The sequence below is a fragment of the Vibrio alginolyticus NBRC 15630 = ATCC 17749 genome (assembly GCF_000354175.2).
GTDB lineage: Bacteria > Pseudomonadota > Gammaproteobacteria > Enterobacterales > Vibrionaceae > Vibrio > Vibrio alginolyticus.
In genome coordinates this window covers 2,359,671-2,373,236 of record NC_022349.1, presented here as the reverse complement: position 1 = coordinate 2,373,236, position 13,566 = coordinate 2,359,671, and the positions used below count along the sequence as shown (strand labels likewise).

At 46.5% G+C, this 13,566-nt stretch carries 13 protein-coding genes; 9 read left to right on the top strand and 4 right to left on the bottom strand.

Annotation, left to right across the window (positions count from 1 at the left end):
• Positions 1-21: 21 nt before the first annotated feature.
• From gyrB to dnaA, 4 genes are all read right to left on the bottom strand, one after another.
• Positions 22-2,439 (bottom strand): DNA topoisomerase (ATP-hydrolyzing) subunit B, encoded by a 2,418-nt coding sequence (gene gyrB / locus N646_RS10915; protein ID WP_017821558.1) that lies wholly within the window; start codon positions 2,437-2,439, stop codon positions 22-24.
• A 13-nt stretch (positions 2,440-2,452) separates the two neighbouring features.
• Positions 2,453-3,532 carry a DNA replication/repair protein RecF gene (gene recF, locus N646_RS10910; RefSeq protein ID WP_005378839.1) on the bottom strand — a complete coding sequence of 360 codons (1,080 nt, stop codon included), beginning with the start codon at positions 3,530-3,532 and terminating at the stop codon, positions 2,453-2,455.
• Positions 3,533-3,541: 9 nt separating this feature from the next.
• Positions 3,542-4,642, bottom strand: coding sequence for a DNA polymerase III subunit beta (gene dnaN, locus N646_RS10905; RefSeq protein WP_005378837.1), 1,101 nt, complete (start codon positions 4,640-4,642; stop codon positions 3,542-3,544).
• 63 nt (positions 4,643-4,705) lie between these two features.
• Positions 4,706-6,112 (bottom strand): chromosomal replication initiator protein DnaA, encoded by a 1,407-nt coding sequence (gene dnaA / locus N646_RS10900; RefSeq protein ID WP_005378835.1) that lies wholly within the window; start codon positions 6,110-6,112, stop codon positions 4,706-4,708.
• A 412-nt stretch (positions 6,113-6,524) separates the two neighbouring features.
• On the opposite strand from dnaA, the gene N646_RS10895 reads away from it, so the two are divergent.
• The 9 genes from N646_RS10895 (at position 6,525) to mioC (ending at position 13,414) form a co-directional block, all read left to right on the top strand.
• Entirely contained in the window at positions 6,525-7,271 is a 747-nt protein-coding gene (locus N646_RS10895; RefSeq protein ID WP_005378831.1) for an amino acid ABC transporter substrate-binding protein, read from the top strand.
• A 114-nt stretch (positions 7,272-7,385) separates the two neighbouring features.
• Positions 7,386-8,057 carry an amino acid ABC transporter permease gene (locus N646_RS10890; RefSeq protein ID WP_005378829.1) on the top strand — a complete coding sequence of 224 codons (672 nt, stop codon included), beginning with the start codon at positions 7,386-7,388 and terminating at the stop codon, positions 8,055-8,057.
• Positions 8,054-8,791 carry an amino acid ABC transporter ATP-binding protein gene (locus N646_RS10885; protein ID WP_005378827.1) on the top strand — a complete coding sequence of 246 codons (738 nt, stop codon included), beginning with the start codon at positions 8,054-8,056 and terminating at the stop codon, positions 8,789-8,791. The genes N646_RS10890 and N646_RS10885 overlap by 4 nt, the downstream gene beginning before the upstream one ends.
• A gap of 242 nt (positions 8,792-9,033) precedes the next feature.
• The gene (gene rpmH, locus N646_RS10880) at positions 9,034-9,168 is read left to right on the top strand and encodes a 50S ribosomal protein L34 (protein ID WP_005378825.1); all 135 of its coding nucleotides are present in this window, start codon (positions 9,034-9,036) and stop codon (positions 9,166-9,168) included.
• A 46-nt stretch (positions 9,169-9,214) separates the two neighbouring features.
• Positions 9,215-9,538 (top strand): ribonuclease P protein component, encoded by a 324-nt coding sequence (rnpA, locus tag N646_RS10875; protein WP_005394102.1) that lies wholly within the window; start codon positions 9,215-9,217, stop codon positions 9,536-9,538.
• Complete coding sequence (yidD, locus tag N646_RS23740; RefSeq protein WP_005378822.1) at positions 9,505-9,762, top strand: membrane protein insertion efficiency factor YidD; 258 nt, start codon at positions 9,505-9,507, stop codon at positions 9,760-9,762. Before rnpA ends, yidD begins: the two co-directional genes overlap by 34 nt.
• 2 nt (positions 9,763-9,764) lie before the next feature.
• Positions 9,765-11,387 carry a membrane protein insertase YidC gene (yidC, locus tag N646_RS10870; RefSeq protein WP_005383834.1) on the top strand — a complete coding sequence of 541 codons (1,623 nt, stop codon included), beginning with the start codon at positions 9,765-9,767 and terminating at the stop codon, positions 11,385-11,387.
• A gap of 130 nt (positions 11,388-11,517) precedes the next feature.
• Entirely contained in the window at positions 11,518-12,879 is a 1,362-nt protein-coding gene (mnmE, locus tag N646_RS10865; protein WP_005383836.1) for a tRNA uridine-5-carboxymethylaminomethyl(34) synthesis GTPase MnmE, read from the top strand.
• A 100-nt stretch (positions 12,880-12,979) separates the two neighbouring features.
• The gene (gene mioC, locus N646_RS10860) at positions 12,980-13,414 is read left to right on the top strand and encodes an FMN-binding protein MioC (protein ID WP_005378900.1); all 435 of its coding nucleotides are present in this window, start codon (positions 12,980-12,982) and stop codon (positions 13,412-13,414) included.
• The last annotated feature ends 152 nt before the right edge of the window (positions 13,415-13,566 follow it).

The following is a 13,566-nucleotide window of genomic DNA, read 5'->3' as shown; positions in this document are numbered from 1 at the left end:
TTACTATCACGAACAGTGTCGTTATACGTCTAGGTTCGCTACTTTCAGTGCGTTCTCTTCGATGAAGTTACGACGAGGTTCTACTTGGTCACCCATTAGCGTAGTGAACAGTTGATCTGCGCCTACCGCATCTTCAATCGTGACCTGCATCATACGACGAGTTTCTGGGTCCATGGTGGTTTCCCAAAGTTGGTCTGGGTTCATCTCACCTAGACCTTTGTAGCGCTGACGGCTTAAGCCACGCATTGACTCTTTCACTAACCAGTCAAGCGCTTCTGCAAAGTTTGCCACTGGCATAGTACGCTCACCACGTTTGATGTACGCGCCTTCTTCCAGAAGTCCATCAAGTGCTTCTGATAGATCAGCCAACTTGCCGTACTCTTTCGAGTTTAGGAAGTCGATGCTAATTGCATGTTCGTGCGTCACGCCGTGAGTACGAACCACAATCTTAGGCAAGTTTAAGCCTAGCTCTTCGTGCTGCTCAACTTCGTAGCTGTACTGGCTTGCACCCACTTCTTTCGCATTCAGCTGTTCAACAAGCTGCTTCGTCCACGCTTCCACAACTGATGCGTCATGGCATTGCTCTGGCGTTAGGCGAGGAGTGTAAATCAACTCGTTTACCAAAGCACTTGGGTAACGACGGCTCATACGTTCCGCCAGTTTAATACCCGCATTGTACTGTTGAACAAGCTTCTCTAGTGCTTCACCAGCCAATGCTGGTGCTTCTGCGTTTACGTGTAGCGATGCATTGTCCAGAGCCAATGATACTTGGTATTGGTTCATCGCTTCTTCATCTTTGATGTACTGCTCTTGTTTGCCTTTTTTCACTTTGTATAGTGGTGGCTGAGCGATGTACACATAGCCACGCTCAATAAGCTCTGGCATTTGACGGTAGAAGAAGGTCAACAGTAGCGTACGGATGTGCGAACCATCGACATCGGCATCGGTCATGATGATGATGTTGTGGTAACGAAGCTTGTCCGGGTTGTACTCGTCACGACCGATACCACAACCTAGTGCGGTGATCAGTGTTGCTACTTCTTGAGAAGATAGCATCTTGTCGAAACGTGCTTTTTCTACGTTAAGAATCTTACCTTTTAGCGGTAGGATCGCTTGGTTCTTACGGTTACGGCCTTGTTTTGCGGAGCCGCCTGCCGAATCACCCTCCACTATGTATAGTTCAGAGAGTGCCGGATCTTTTTCCTGACAGTCTGCAAGTTTACCTGGAAGGCCAGCTAGGTCTAGTGCACCTTTACGGCGCGTCATTTCACGAGCTTTACGCGCTGCTTCACGAGCACGTGCTGCATCGATGATTTTCGAACAAACCATCTTCGCTTCTGTCGGGTTCTCAATCAAGAACTCAGACAGTTTTTCACCCATTGCAGACTCAACAGCTGATTTCACTTCAGAAGAAACCAGTTTGTCTTTTGTTTGGCTTGAGAACTTAGGATCAGGCACTTTCACCGAAACAACCGCAGTTAGACCTTCACGCGCATCGTCGCCTGAAGTCGCTGTTTTCGCTTTCTTCGAGAAACCTTCTTTATCCATAAAGCTGTTCAATGTACGTGTTAGCGCAGCACGGAAACCAGCAAGGTGAGTACCACCATCACGCTGTGGGATATTGTTGGTAAAGCAGAAGATGTTCTCTTGGAAACCATCGTTCCATTGCATCGCCACTTCAACTGAAATGCCGTCTTCACGCTCAGAGTTAAAGTGGAAGATTTTTTCGATGATTGGCGTTTTGTTGGTGTTTAGGTGATCAACGAACGCTTGAATACCACCTTCATACATGAAGTGATCATGTTTGTCCGCTTCACGTTCATCAACCAATTTGATCGACACACCAGAGTTCAGGAATGACAGTTCACGCAGGCGTTTCGCCAGAATGTCATAGTGGAACTCAGTGTTAGAGAACGTCTCGGCACTTGGCCAGAAACGAATTTGTGTACCGGTTTTATCCGTATCACCCACAACGGCTAGTGGCGCTTGAGGCTCACCATGGCGGTAGGTTTGCGTATGGATATGGCCACCACGATGAATCGTTAGCTCAACTTTCTCTGATAGTGCGTTTACTACTGAAACACCTACCCCGTGAAGACCACCCGATACTTTGTATGAGTTATCGTCGAACTTACCACCCGCGTGAAGAACCGTCATAATTACTTCTGCTGCAGAGACATTTTCCTCTGAGTGGATTTCTGTTGGAATGCCACGACCATCATCGCTAACGGAAACCGAGTTATCCTCATGAATTGTCACAACGATGTCTTTACAGTGACCTGCCAACGCTTCATCAATTGAGTTATCCACCACCTCGAAAACCATGTGGTGAAGGCCGGTGCCGTCGTCCGTATCGCCGATGTACATTCCTGGACGCTTACGTACCGCATCCAGACCCTTCAGTACCTTAATACTCGATGAATCGTAATTTTCAGACATGAGTTTCTCTCTTCTAGTTTGACTCTATCCTGCCATGTTCCACATGAAACAATTTACCGTTATCGTCCAACATATCGGCGATTTGGCTTTCAGTGATAGAGCTTACAAATACTTGTGCGCCCGTCTCTTTTAAGCAGTCAGCAAGACGCTTGCGACGTTGGCTATCTAATTCCGACGCGAAGTCATCAATTAGGTAAATGCATTGTTTACCGGCCATCTCTGTCAGGTGTTGCCCTTGCGCTACACGCAATGCACACACCATGAGTTTTAATTGACCGCGTGACAGAACATCTTCAACGGGCGTTCCGTTCACTTTAATGCGCAAATCAGCTTTGTTTGGGCCACTAAAGGTGTATCCCAATGCCTGATCACGCTCAAAATTCTTTTCTAGTATCTCGTGGTATGGAGTGTCTTTATCCCAGCCACGATAATACTTCAATTGGATCTCAAATTCTGGCAAAAATGTCTGACAGATAGTTTCTGCGACAGTTTTCATCTGCTCGATGTAACTTGCTCGCCATTGGCTGATGTTTTCAGCCAATCCTGCCATTTCCTGATCCCAATAACTGAGCTCACGATAACTATTGGCGGTTTTCAACAACGCGTTGCGCTGCTTGTTCAGGCGCTTGAACCTTCCCCATGCTTGATAAAAAGCGGGCTCGGTATGAAACACGCCCCAATCAATAAACGCACGACGATGTTTAGGGCCATCTGTCAGTAAATCAAACCCTTCTGGGTGTATCAACTGCAGAGGCAGAACTTGTGCCAACTGCGCTAATTTTTGTCCAGATTGACCGCCTATTTTAACCTCTGTTGAGCCATCACGCTGCTTATTAATGCCGATAGGTAGCTCAAATTGATCCGAGTTCAAAAAACGACCATGAACAAACAGTTCGTCACACTCATTTTGTATCACTCGTCCGGTGAGAGAGCTCTTGAATGAGCGGCCATGCCCGAGCAGATAAACCGCTTCTAAGACACTGGTTTTACCGCTGCCGTTCGGCCCGATAAGAAAGTTAAAGCCTGCTGATAACTCAATATCACAGGCTTTAATGTTTCGAAACTGCTGAATGATGAGACGAGAAAGAGGCATTCAGTTGGCTTATAGACGAATTGGCATCACCACGTACATGGCACTGTCATCGTCGGCATTTTCAATCAACGCGCTAGCGTTAGCATCCGACATCGACACACGTACATTTTCACAACGCAACGTGTTCAGAACATCAAGCACATAGCTTACGTTAAAGCCGATTTCGATGGCGTCACCTTCAAAGGTTACATCAAGCATCTCTTCCGCTTCTTCTTGTTCTGGGTTATTCGCGGTTATGCGCATTTCAGTATCAGCCAGATTCACTCGCACGCCACGGAATTTTTCGTTGGAAAGAATCGCAGCACGAGAGAAGGCTTGGCGCAACTCGTCACAACTTGCTATTAGTGTCTTATTGGTGCTCTGAGGCAATACACGGCGGTAGTCAGGGAAACGACCATCAACCAACTTAGAGGTAAAAGTAAAGTTATTCACCTCAGCACGAACATTGGAGCTACCGATCTGAAGTACTACGGGCTGCTCTGGCGCATCCATCAACTTTACTAATTCTTGCACACCTTTGCGTGGCACGATGATTTGCTTCTGCGCAAAGTCCGCACCTAGCTGAGTTTGCGATACCGCCATACGGTGGCCGTCTGTCGCCACGCTGCGTAGCGTGGTGCCGTCAATTTCAAACAACATGCCGTTGAGGTAGTAACGAACGTCTTGATTCGCCATCGAGAACTGAGTTTTGTCGATCAGCGTACGTAAATCAGCTTGGCTCAGTGATACTTCCACTTCGCTTTGCCAGTCTTCAATATTAGGGAAATCGTTCGCAGGAAGCGTTGCCAACGAGAAACGGCTGCGACCAGAGCGAACTTGTACGCGATCACCTTCTAATACAAATGTGATGATCGCATCGTCCGGTAAACCACGGCAGATATCGAGAAACTTACGCGAAGGAACGGTAATGCTGCCCGCTTCAAAATCACCTTCTAGCATCACTTTGCTTACTAACTCTACTTCAAGATCGGTTGCCGTCATCGACAATACGTTCTCTTCTACTTTAAGAAGTAGGTTACCCAGGATTGGCAGAGTTGGTCGGCCACCTAAAGCGCCCGAAACCTGCTGTAGCGGTTTGATTAAATGACTACGTTCAATGGTAAATTTCATGCTTGGCTCTTTACGCTGTCAGCTCAATAAATGATTTGCTTAGAATACCGTTATTCTAACCGATTACGAAGACAGGGTGCGAATCAAGTTAGAGTAATCTTCTTTAATGTCGTGGCTCTCTTCACGCAGCTGCTCAATCTTGCGACAAGCATGAAGTACGGTCGTATGATCGCGGCCCCCAAACGCATCGCCAATTTCAGGCAAGCTATGGTTGGTTAGTTCTTTTGCTAACGCCATAGCCAGCTGACGAGGACGCGCTACAGAACGAGAACGACGCTTAGACAGCAAGTCCGCCACTTTAATCTTGTAGTATTCCGCCACGGTCTTTTGAATGTTATCGATCGTCACCAGCTTCTCTTGTAGAGCAAGCAGATCGCGCAGCGCTTCACGCACAAAATCAATCGTGATTGGACGACCAGTAAAGTTCGCGTTCGCGATAACACGGTTCAATGCACCTTCTAGCTCACGAACGTTCGAACGCAGACGCTTGGCAATGAAGAATGCCACTTCATCAGCAAGGTGGATTTGGTGATCTTCAGCTTTTTTCATCAAGATCGCCACACGCGTTTCAAGCTCAGGCGGCTCGATCGCAACAGTAAGACCCCAACCAAAGCGAGATTTAAGACGATCTTCAACGCCATTAATTTCTTTAGGATAACGGTCAGACGTTAGAATGATCTGCTGATTACCTTCCAATAGTGCGTTGAAGGTATGGAAGAATTCTTCTTGCGAACGTTCTTTATTAGCAAAGAATTGGATGTCATCGATAAGGAGTGCATCCACACTGCGGTAGTAGCGTTTGAATTCTTCAATCGCATTGTTTTGCAGCGCTTTTACCATGTCTTGCACAAAACGTTCTGAGTGCATGTAGACCACTTTTGCGTTCGGGTTGTTATCCACAATCGCGTTGCCCACCGCATGCAACAAGTGCGTTTTACCCAAGCCCGTGCCGCCGTATAGGAACAGCGGGTTGTAAGCAGCTCCAGGATTATCCGATACCTGACGCGCCGCAGCCAAACCCAGTTGGTTCGACTTACCTTCAACAAAGTTGTCGAACTTGTGTTTTGGGTTCATGTTTGAGCGGTGATTGATAGCCGCAATAGCTTGAGCGTCGTCATCCCAGGTTTTGTGTACTGGCTTACGCGCCTGTAATTGCGCAGGTGCAGATGACTCGGCAGCCACATCTGCAGGCGTACGTGTCGGCGCTGGTTTTGGAGCAGAGACAGGTCGGCTCCCCACTTCAAAGCGTAAGTTAGGAATATCGCCACCGCAGTATTCCTGCAGTAAGCGAGTAATATTGTTCAGATACTTATCACGCACCCAGTCCAACACAAAGCGGTTTGGCGCGAATAGAGTGAGAGTATTGTCATTGAGCTCCGCTTGTAGCGGACGAACCCACATGCTGAATTCTGTAGCTGGTAGCTCTTCTTGAAGCTGCTGCAAACATTGCAGCCAAAGCGAAGATGACACGGTGCCCCCACTGAGTAATTGAATTATCGGAAAAGACTGGCAATTTTACCTGTTGATAACCAAGATCGCCAGCGATTGATCGACGATCCAGTGAATAAGATCCAAGTTATTCACAATTATTTCTGCAAACTTGATGAGATCAACACACCTTGCCCCAAATTTGCCCACACAACGATCCACAATTGGGCAAAATTAACAAGATCGAGCGATTGGTGATAAGTCTGTGTATTATTTTATTCCCAATGCTGATTTTGTCGATCATTTCGCTAGGTTCAGTTCGCATTTTCGTCACATTTAACATTCTTCTTCTATTATCTAATAACTCACAGGTCTAGGTTATTGCTCTTGGTTATTTATTTAATTGAGCTAACTAACAGTAGTATTTCCAACCATAAAATTATGGAGATGTATTATGAAAAACTGGATTAAGGTTGCCGTTGCAGCCATTGCACTGTCGGCAGCAACCGTACAAGCCGCTACTGAAGTCAAAGTTGGTATGTCAGGTCGCTACTTCCCGTTTACTTTTGTAAAGCAAGACAAGCTACAAGGCTTTGAAGTCGACATGTGGGATGAAATCGGTAAACGTAACGATTACAAAATCGAATACGTAACAGCCAACTTCTCTGGTTTATTTGGTCTTTTAGAAACTGGTCGTATCGATACGATCTCCAACCAAATCACCATGACTGACGAGCGTAAAGCTAAATACCTATTTGCTGACCCTTACGTTGTAGATGGCGCACAAATTACCGTGCGTAAAGGCAACGACAGCATCAAAGGTGTTGACGATCTTGCGGGCAAAACCGTTGCGGTGAACCTAGGCTCTAACTTTGAACAACTGCTGCGTCAATACGACAAAGACGGCAAGATCAACATTAAAACGTACGACACAGGTATCGAACATGACGTGGCGCTCGGTCGAGCAGATGCATTTGTAATGGATCGTCTTTCTGCGTTAGAGCTGATTAAGAAAACTGGCCTTCCTCTGGAATTGGCAGGCGAACCGTTTGAGACCATTCAAAACGCATGGCCTTTCGTTGACAACGAGAAAGGTCGTAAGCTGCAAGAAGAAGTAAACAAAGCACTGGCTGAGATGCGCGCAGATGGTACAGTAGAGAAAATTTCCGTGAAGTGGTTTGGCGCTGACATCACGAAATAAGAACTCTTTGTACTTTAGGCCGCAAAGTGGTATCACTCTCGGACTAAAATAAACTTACGTAAAGGTGGAACTTGTTTTCCACCTTTTCTTTTCTCTAGCCTTTAGGTAAGCCGTATGGGATTTGACTTTAATTACATGTTGGAACTGCTGCCGATATTGCTGAAATATCTTGGCACAACCATGGAAATGGCGACATGGGGATTGGTGTTTTCGCTGATTTTATCCGTCATTTTAGCCAATATTCGCGTATTTAAACTGCCAGTTCTGGATCAATTAAGCCAACTGTACATCAGCTTCTTCCGTGGCACCCCACTGTTGGTTCAGCTTTTCCTGCTTTACTACGGCTTACCGCAAATTTTTCCATTGATGGTCGGTATCGACGCCTTTTCAGCAGCGGTAATCGGTTTAACGCTGCACTTTGCCGCTTATATGGCGGAAAGTATTCGTGCCGCCATTATTGGCATTGATCGCAGCCAAATGGAAGCGAGCTTATCGGTCGGTATGACGACATCCCAAGCAATGCGCCGAGTGATTTTACCTCAAGCAACGCGTGTCGCACTGCCTTCATTGATGAACTATTTCATCGATATGATCAAGTCAACGTCTCTCGCTTTCACGCTTGGTGTGGCCGAAATCATGGCGAAAGCACAGATGGAAGCCTCATCAAGTTTCCGTTTCTTTGAAGCTTTCCTTGCGGTTGCTCTTATTTACTGGGGCGTGGTGGTAATTCTGACTCGCGTACAAATCTGGGCAGAAGCAAAACTGAATAAGGCGTACGTACGATGATTAAGCTAGAAAATATTCACAAACGTTTTGGTGAGACTGAAGTGCTGAAAGGCATCGACCTCGATATTAAGCAAGGTGAGATCATCGTGATTATCGGCTCAAGTGGAACGGGTAAATCAACCTTGCTGCGTACGGTGAACTTTCTAGAGCAGGCTGATGAAGGTCGTATCACGATAGATGACATCTCCGTTGATACTCAAAAACACACTAAAGCCGAAGTATTAGCGCTGCGTCGTCGAACTGGCTTTGTGTTCCAAAACTATGCCCTGTTTGCCCACATGAATGCCCGCCAGAACATTGCCGAAGGTCTAGTGACCGTTCGAGGCTGGAAAAAAGCCGATGCTCTCAAACGAGCGCAACAAATTCTGGATGACATCGGTCTTGGGGATAAAGGCGATAGTTATCCAGCGGCATTGTCTGGCGGCCAACAACAACGTGTGGGTATCGGCCGAGCGATGGCGCTGCAACCAGAACTGCTGTTGTTTGACGAACCAACTTCTGCGCTGGATCCTGAATGGGTCGGTGAAGTTCTCTCATTAATGAAGAAGTTAGCTAATCAGCATCAAACCATGCTGGTGGTGACGCACGAGATGCAATTCGCGAAAGAAGTCGCTGATAGAGTGATCTTCATGGCGGAAGGCAATATCGTTGAGCAAGGTTCTCCACAGGATATCTTCGATAATCCACAAGATCCTCGTTTGAAAAAATTCCTTAACCAAGTAGGAATAGAGTAACGATCAAGCATCAGGATCGATTGATCCTTGAGATTTTACTCACACTACGTATAATCGCCCGGCCGGAATTTCGTACTCATTGAGTCATTGACACATTATGTGAGTGTGATTACAATTCCGCCTCTTTGTTGAGAGGCGTCGGTTGTCCTTCTCTATATAAAGAGCTTCTTTATATAAGAAAGCAAATACCCACGCCGGGTTTAACAAGAACCTAAAACTACTGATCAGTAAAGGTAATTATCATGAAACGCACTTTTCAACCTACAGTTCTAAAGCGCAAGCGTACTCACGGCTTCCGTGCTCGCATGGCAACTAAGAACGGTCGTAAAGTTATCAACGCACGTCGTGCAAAAGGCCGTGCGCGCCTATCAAAATAATCGCTAGTTTATTTTGAACACGTACGCGTTTAATCGGGAGTTACGTTTGTTAACTCCCGAGCATTATCAAAACGTCTTCCAGCAAGCTCATCGAGCTGGCTCGCCTCATTTCACCATCATTGCTCGCAATAACAAACTTTCTCACCCACGATTAGGTTTAGCGGTTCCCAAAAAGCAAATCAAAACGGCTGTCGGTCGTAACCGATTTAAGCGTTTGGCTCGTGAAAGCTTTCGTAACAATCAACATCAGCTTCCAAACAAAGATTTTGTTGTGATTGCGAAGAAAAGCGCGCAAGATTTAAGCAATGAGGAAATTTTTAAGTTGTTTGATAAGCTATGGCAACGCCTGTCTCGCCCTTCACGTGGATAGCCATTGGGCTCGTTTATCTGTATCGCTGGTTTATCAGCCCTTTGATTGGTCCTCGTTGCCGGTTCACACCAACCTGTTCCACTTACGCGCTAGAAGCTTTGAGAGCTCACGGTTTTGTAAAAGGATGTTGGTTATCAGGCAAACGTCTATTAAAATGCCACCCTTTGAATGAAGGGGGGTATGACCCCGTTCCACCAGTCCAAAAACAAGACAGAGATAACTAACGATGGATTCTCAACGTAATATCCTGCTCATCGGTTTGGCCCTGGTTTCTTTTTTGCTGTTTCAACAATGGCAAGTTGCAAAGAATCCAGAACCTCAAGCAGTTGAACAGGCTCAATCAAGCAGCACTCTACCTGCACCATCTTTTGCTGATGAACTTGACCCAGTTCCTGGTCAACAGCAAGCTTCTGCAAAAACTATCACAGTAACGACTGATGTTTTAACTCTGTCGATCGACACCGTTGGTGGCGATGTGGTACATGCCAACCTTAACGAATACTCTGCTGAGTTAGATTCATCAGATTCCTTTGTTCTGCTTAAAGACGCTCAAGGTCACCAATTTATCGCTCAAAGCGGTCTAGTGGGTCCTCAAGGTATCGACTTGAGCAGCACAAATCGCCCTCACTACAACGTAAGTGCAGACAGCTTCACAATGGCTGACGGTCAAGATGAACTTCGCGTTCCGATGACATTCACTGCAAACGGCATCGAATACACCAAAACTTACATCTTTAAACGCGGCAGCTACGCGCTTAATGTTGAATACGATGTAGTGAACAACTCAGGCAACAACGCAACATTTGGTATGTACGCTCACCTACGTCAAAACCTAATGGACGATGGTGGTAGCATCACAATGCCTACTTACCGTGGTGGCGCATACTCAACAGAAGATACGCGTTACAAGAAGTACAGCTTTGATGATATGCAGGATCGCAACCTGTCTCTTAACCTAGCCGATGGCCAAGGTTGGGCAGCAATGATTCAGCACTACTTTGCCGCAGCTTGGATCCCACGTAACGAACCAGGTACTAACCTATACACTCGTGTAATTGGCAACCTAGGCGACATCGGCGTTCGTATGCCGAACAAAACTATCGCAACAGGCGATCAGGCTAAGTTTGAAGCAACACTTTGGGTTGGTCCAAAACTGCAAGATGAAATGGCAGAAGTGGCACCTAACCTAGACCTAGTAGTGGACTACGGCTGGTTATGGTTCATTGCGAAGCCTCTTCATATGTTGCTTTCATTCATCCAGAGCTTTGTTGGTAACTGGGGTGTGGCAATCATCTGCCTGACCTTCATCGTTCGTGGTGCAATGTACCCACTAACAAAAGCGCAATACACGTCTATGGCGAAAATGCGTATGCTTCAGCCTAAGCTGCAAGCAATGCGTGAGCGTATCGGTGATGACCGTCAGCGCATGAGCCAAGAAATGATGGAACTGTACAAGAAAGAGAAAGTGAACCCACTAGGTGGCTGTTTACCTCTTATCCTACAGATGCCTATTTTCATCGCACTATACTGGGCACTAATGGAATCGGTTGAGCTACGTCACTCTCCATTCTTCGGTTGGATTCATGACCTTTCAGCGCAGGACCCTTACTACATCCTGCCTCTACTGATGGGTGCGTCAATGTTCCTAATCCAGAAGATGAGCCCGACAACAGTAACGGATCCAATGCAGCAGAAGATCATGACCTTTATGCCGGTTATGTTTACCTTCTTCTTCTTGTTCTTCCCATCAGGTCTCGTTCTGTACTGGTTGGTGTCGAACATCGTAACGCTTATCCAGCAAACTCTGATCTACAAAGGATTAGAGAAAAAAGGCTTACACAGCAAGTAACCTTTTAGGAAATGATTGAGAAAGGCGGCCAAAAGGTCGCCTTTTTGTTTTTGGCTGATTACAATTCAGCTAATTAATTGTGATGGCTCCCTAGGTATCTTCCCTATAGCCCAGCTCAAAAGGCAAAATTATGACTACAGATACGATTGTCGCTCAAGCGACCGCGCCTGGTCGTGGCGGTGTCGGTATTATTCGAGTTTCTGGCCCTAAAGCCAACCAAGTGGCGTTAGAAGTCACTGGCAAAACACTAAAGCCCCGCTACGCAGAGTACCTGCCGTTTAAGTCAGAAGATGGCACTGTGCTTGATCAGGGCATCGCACTGTACTTCCCTAACCCACACTCATTTACAGGTGAAGACGTACTTGAGCTGCAAGGCCATGGCGGCCCTGTCGTGATGGATATGCTGATAAAACGCATTCTAGGTATAGATGGTATTCGAGCTGCTCGCCCTGGTGAGTTCTCTGAACGCGCATTTCTGAACGATAAGCTCGACCTAGCTCAAGCCGAAGCGATTGCAGACCTCATTGATGCCAGTTCTGAAGAAGCAGCAAAATCGGCGCTGCAATCCTTACAGGGCGCATTTTCAGGCCGTATTAATACCTTAGTTGAGTCGCTGATTCATTTGCGTATCTATGTTGAAGCAGCCATCGACTTCCCTGAAGAAGAGATCGACTTTTTGGCCGACGGTAAAGTGGCTGGTGACCTACAAGCCATCATCGACAACCTAGATGCGGTGCGCAAAGAAGCTAACCAAGGCGCTATTATGCGTGAAGGGATGAAAGTCGTGATTGCGGGTCGCCCAAATGCGGGCAAATCAAGCCTACTGAACGCGCTATCGGGTAAAGAATCTGCAATCGTAACCGACATCGCAGGAACCACGCGTGATGTACTGCGTGAGCATATCCATATTGATGGCATGCCACTACACATCATTGATACAGCAGGTTTGCGTGATGCTTCCGATGAAGTAGAGAAAATCGGTATCGAACGTGCGTGGGATGAAATAGCCCAAGCAGACCGCGTGTTGTTCATGGTGGATGGCACGACAACCGATGCCACCGATCCGAAAGATATCTGGCCAGATTTTGTGGATCGCCTACCAGACAACATTGGCATAACTGTGATCCGTAATAAAGCGGATCAAACGGGTGAAGATATGGGGATCTGCCACGTCAATAACCCTACTCTTATCCGTTTGTCAGCGAAGACTGGTGCAGGGGTTGAAGCTCTGCGCGATCATCTCAAGGAGTGTATGGGCTTCTCTGGCAACAGTGAAGGTGGGTTTATGGCTCGTCGTCGTCATCTCGATGCATTAGAACGTGCCGCACAGCACCTTCAAATAGGCCAGGAGCAGCTTGAAGGCTATATGGCAGGTGAAATATTGGCTGAAGAGCTACGCATCACCCAACAACATCTCAATGAGATTACCGGTGAGTTCAGTTCTGACGACTTACTGGGACGAATCTTCTCTTCATTCTGTATCGGGAAGTAAATAATCGAACGCGCGGTGCTGAGCTTAACTCACACCGCGTTTCTTTTTGTACGGCAAGCCATCCATGAGCTTTAGCCGTCGCATTCAATAAGGAAGAAGTATGATCCACATTATTACAGGCAGCACGTTAGGTGGCGCAGAATACGTAGGGGATCACCTGAGTGATCTACTCAACGAGAATGGATTTGAAACAACGATCCACAACCAGCCTTCCCTCAGTGATATCGAAAATCAAGGTACGTGGTTGGTGATCACCTCTACACATGGAGCTGGTGAGTATCCTGATAATATCCAACCTTTTATCGCAGCATTACAAAATACACCGCCAAAAATGACTGATGTAAAATTTGCGGTGATTGCGATTGGTGACTCTAGCTACGATACGTTCTGTGCCGCTGGTCAACACGCTTATGATTTATTAGAGGATATTGGTGCAACCCCTCTCGCAGATTGCTTTAAAATCGATGTACTGAGCCATGATGTGCCAGAAGACGCCGCAGAAATGTGGTTAAAAGAGAATATCGAACGTTTTTAAACTCACGACTTTCCCTTCAACAGAGTCGAAATTCGGCTCTGTTTTCTCCCATGTGAATAACTCTCCCACCAAATTATTTTGTTTAACCGCTCAAAAACCAACCAAACAGACTGTGGATAACTACAATAAGATCCAGTGATTTTCCTTTAGTT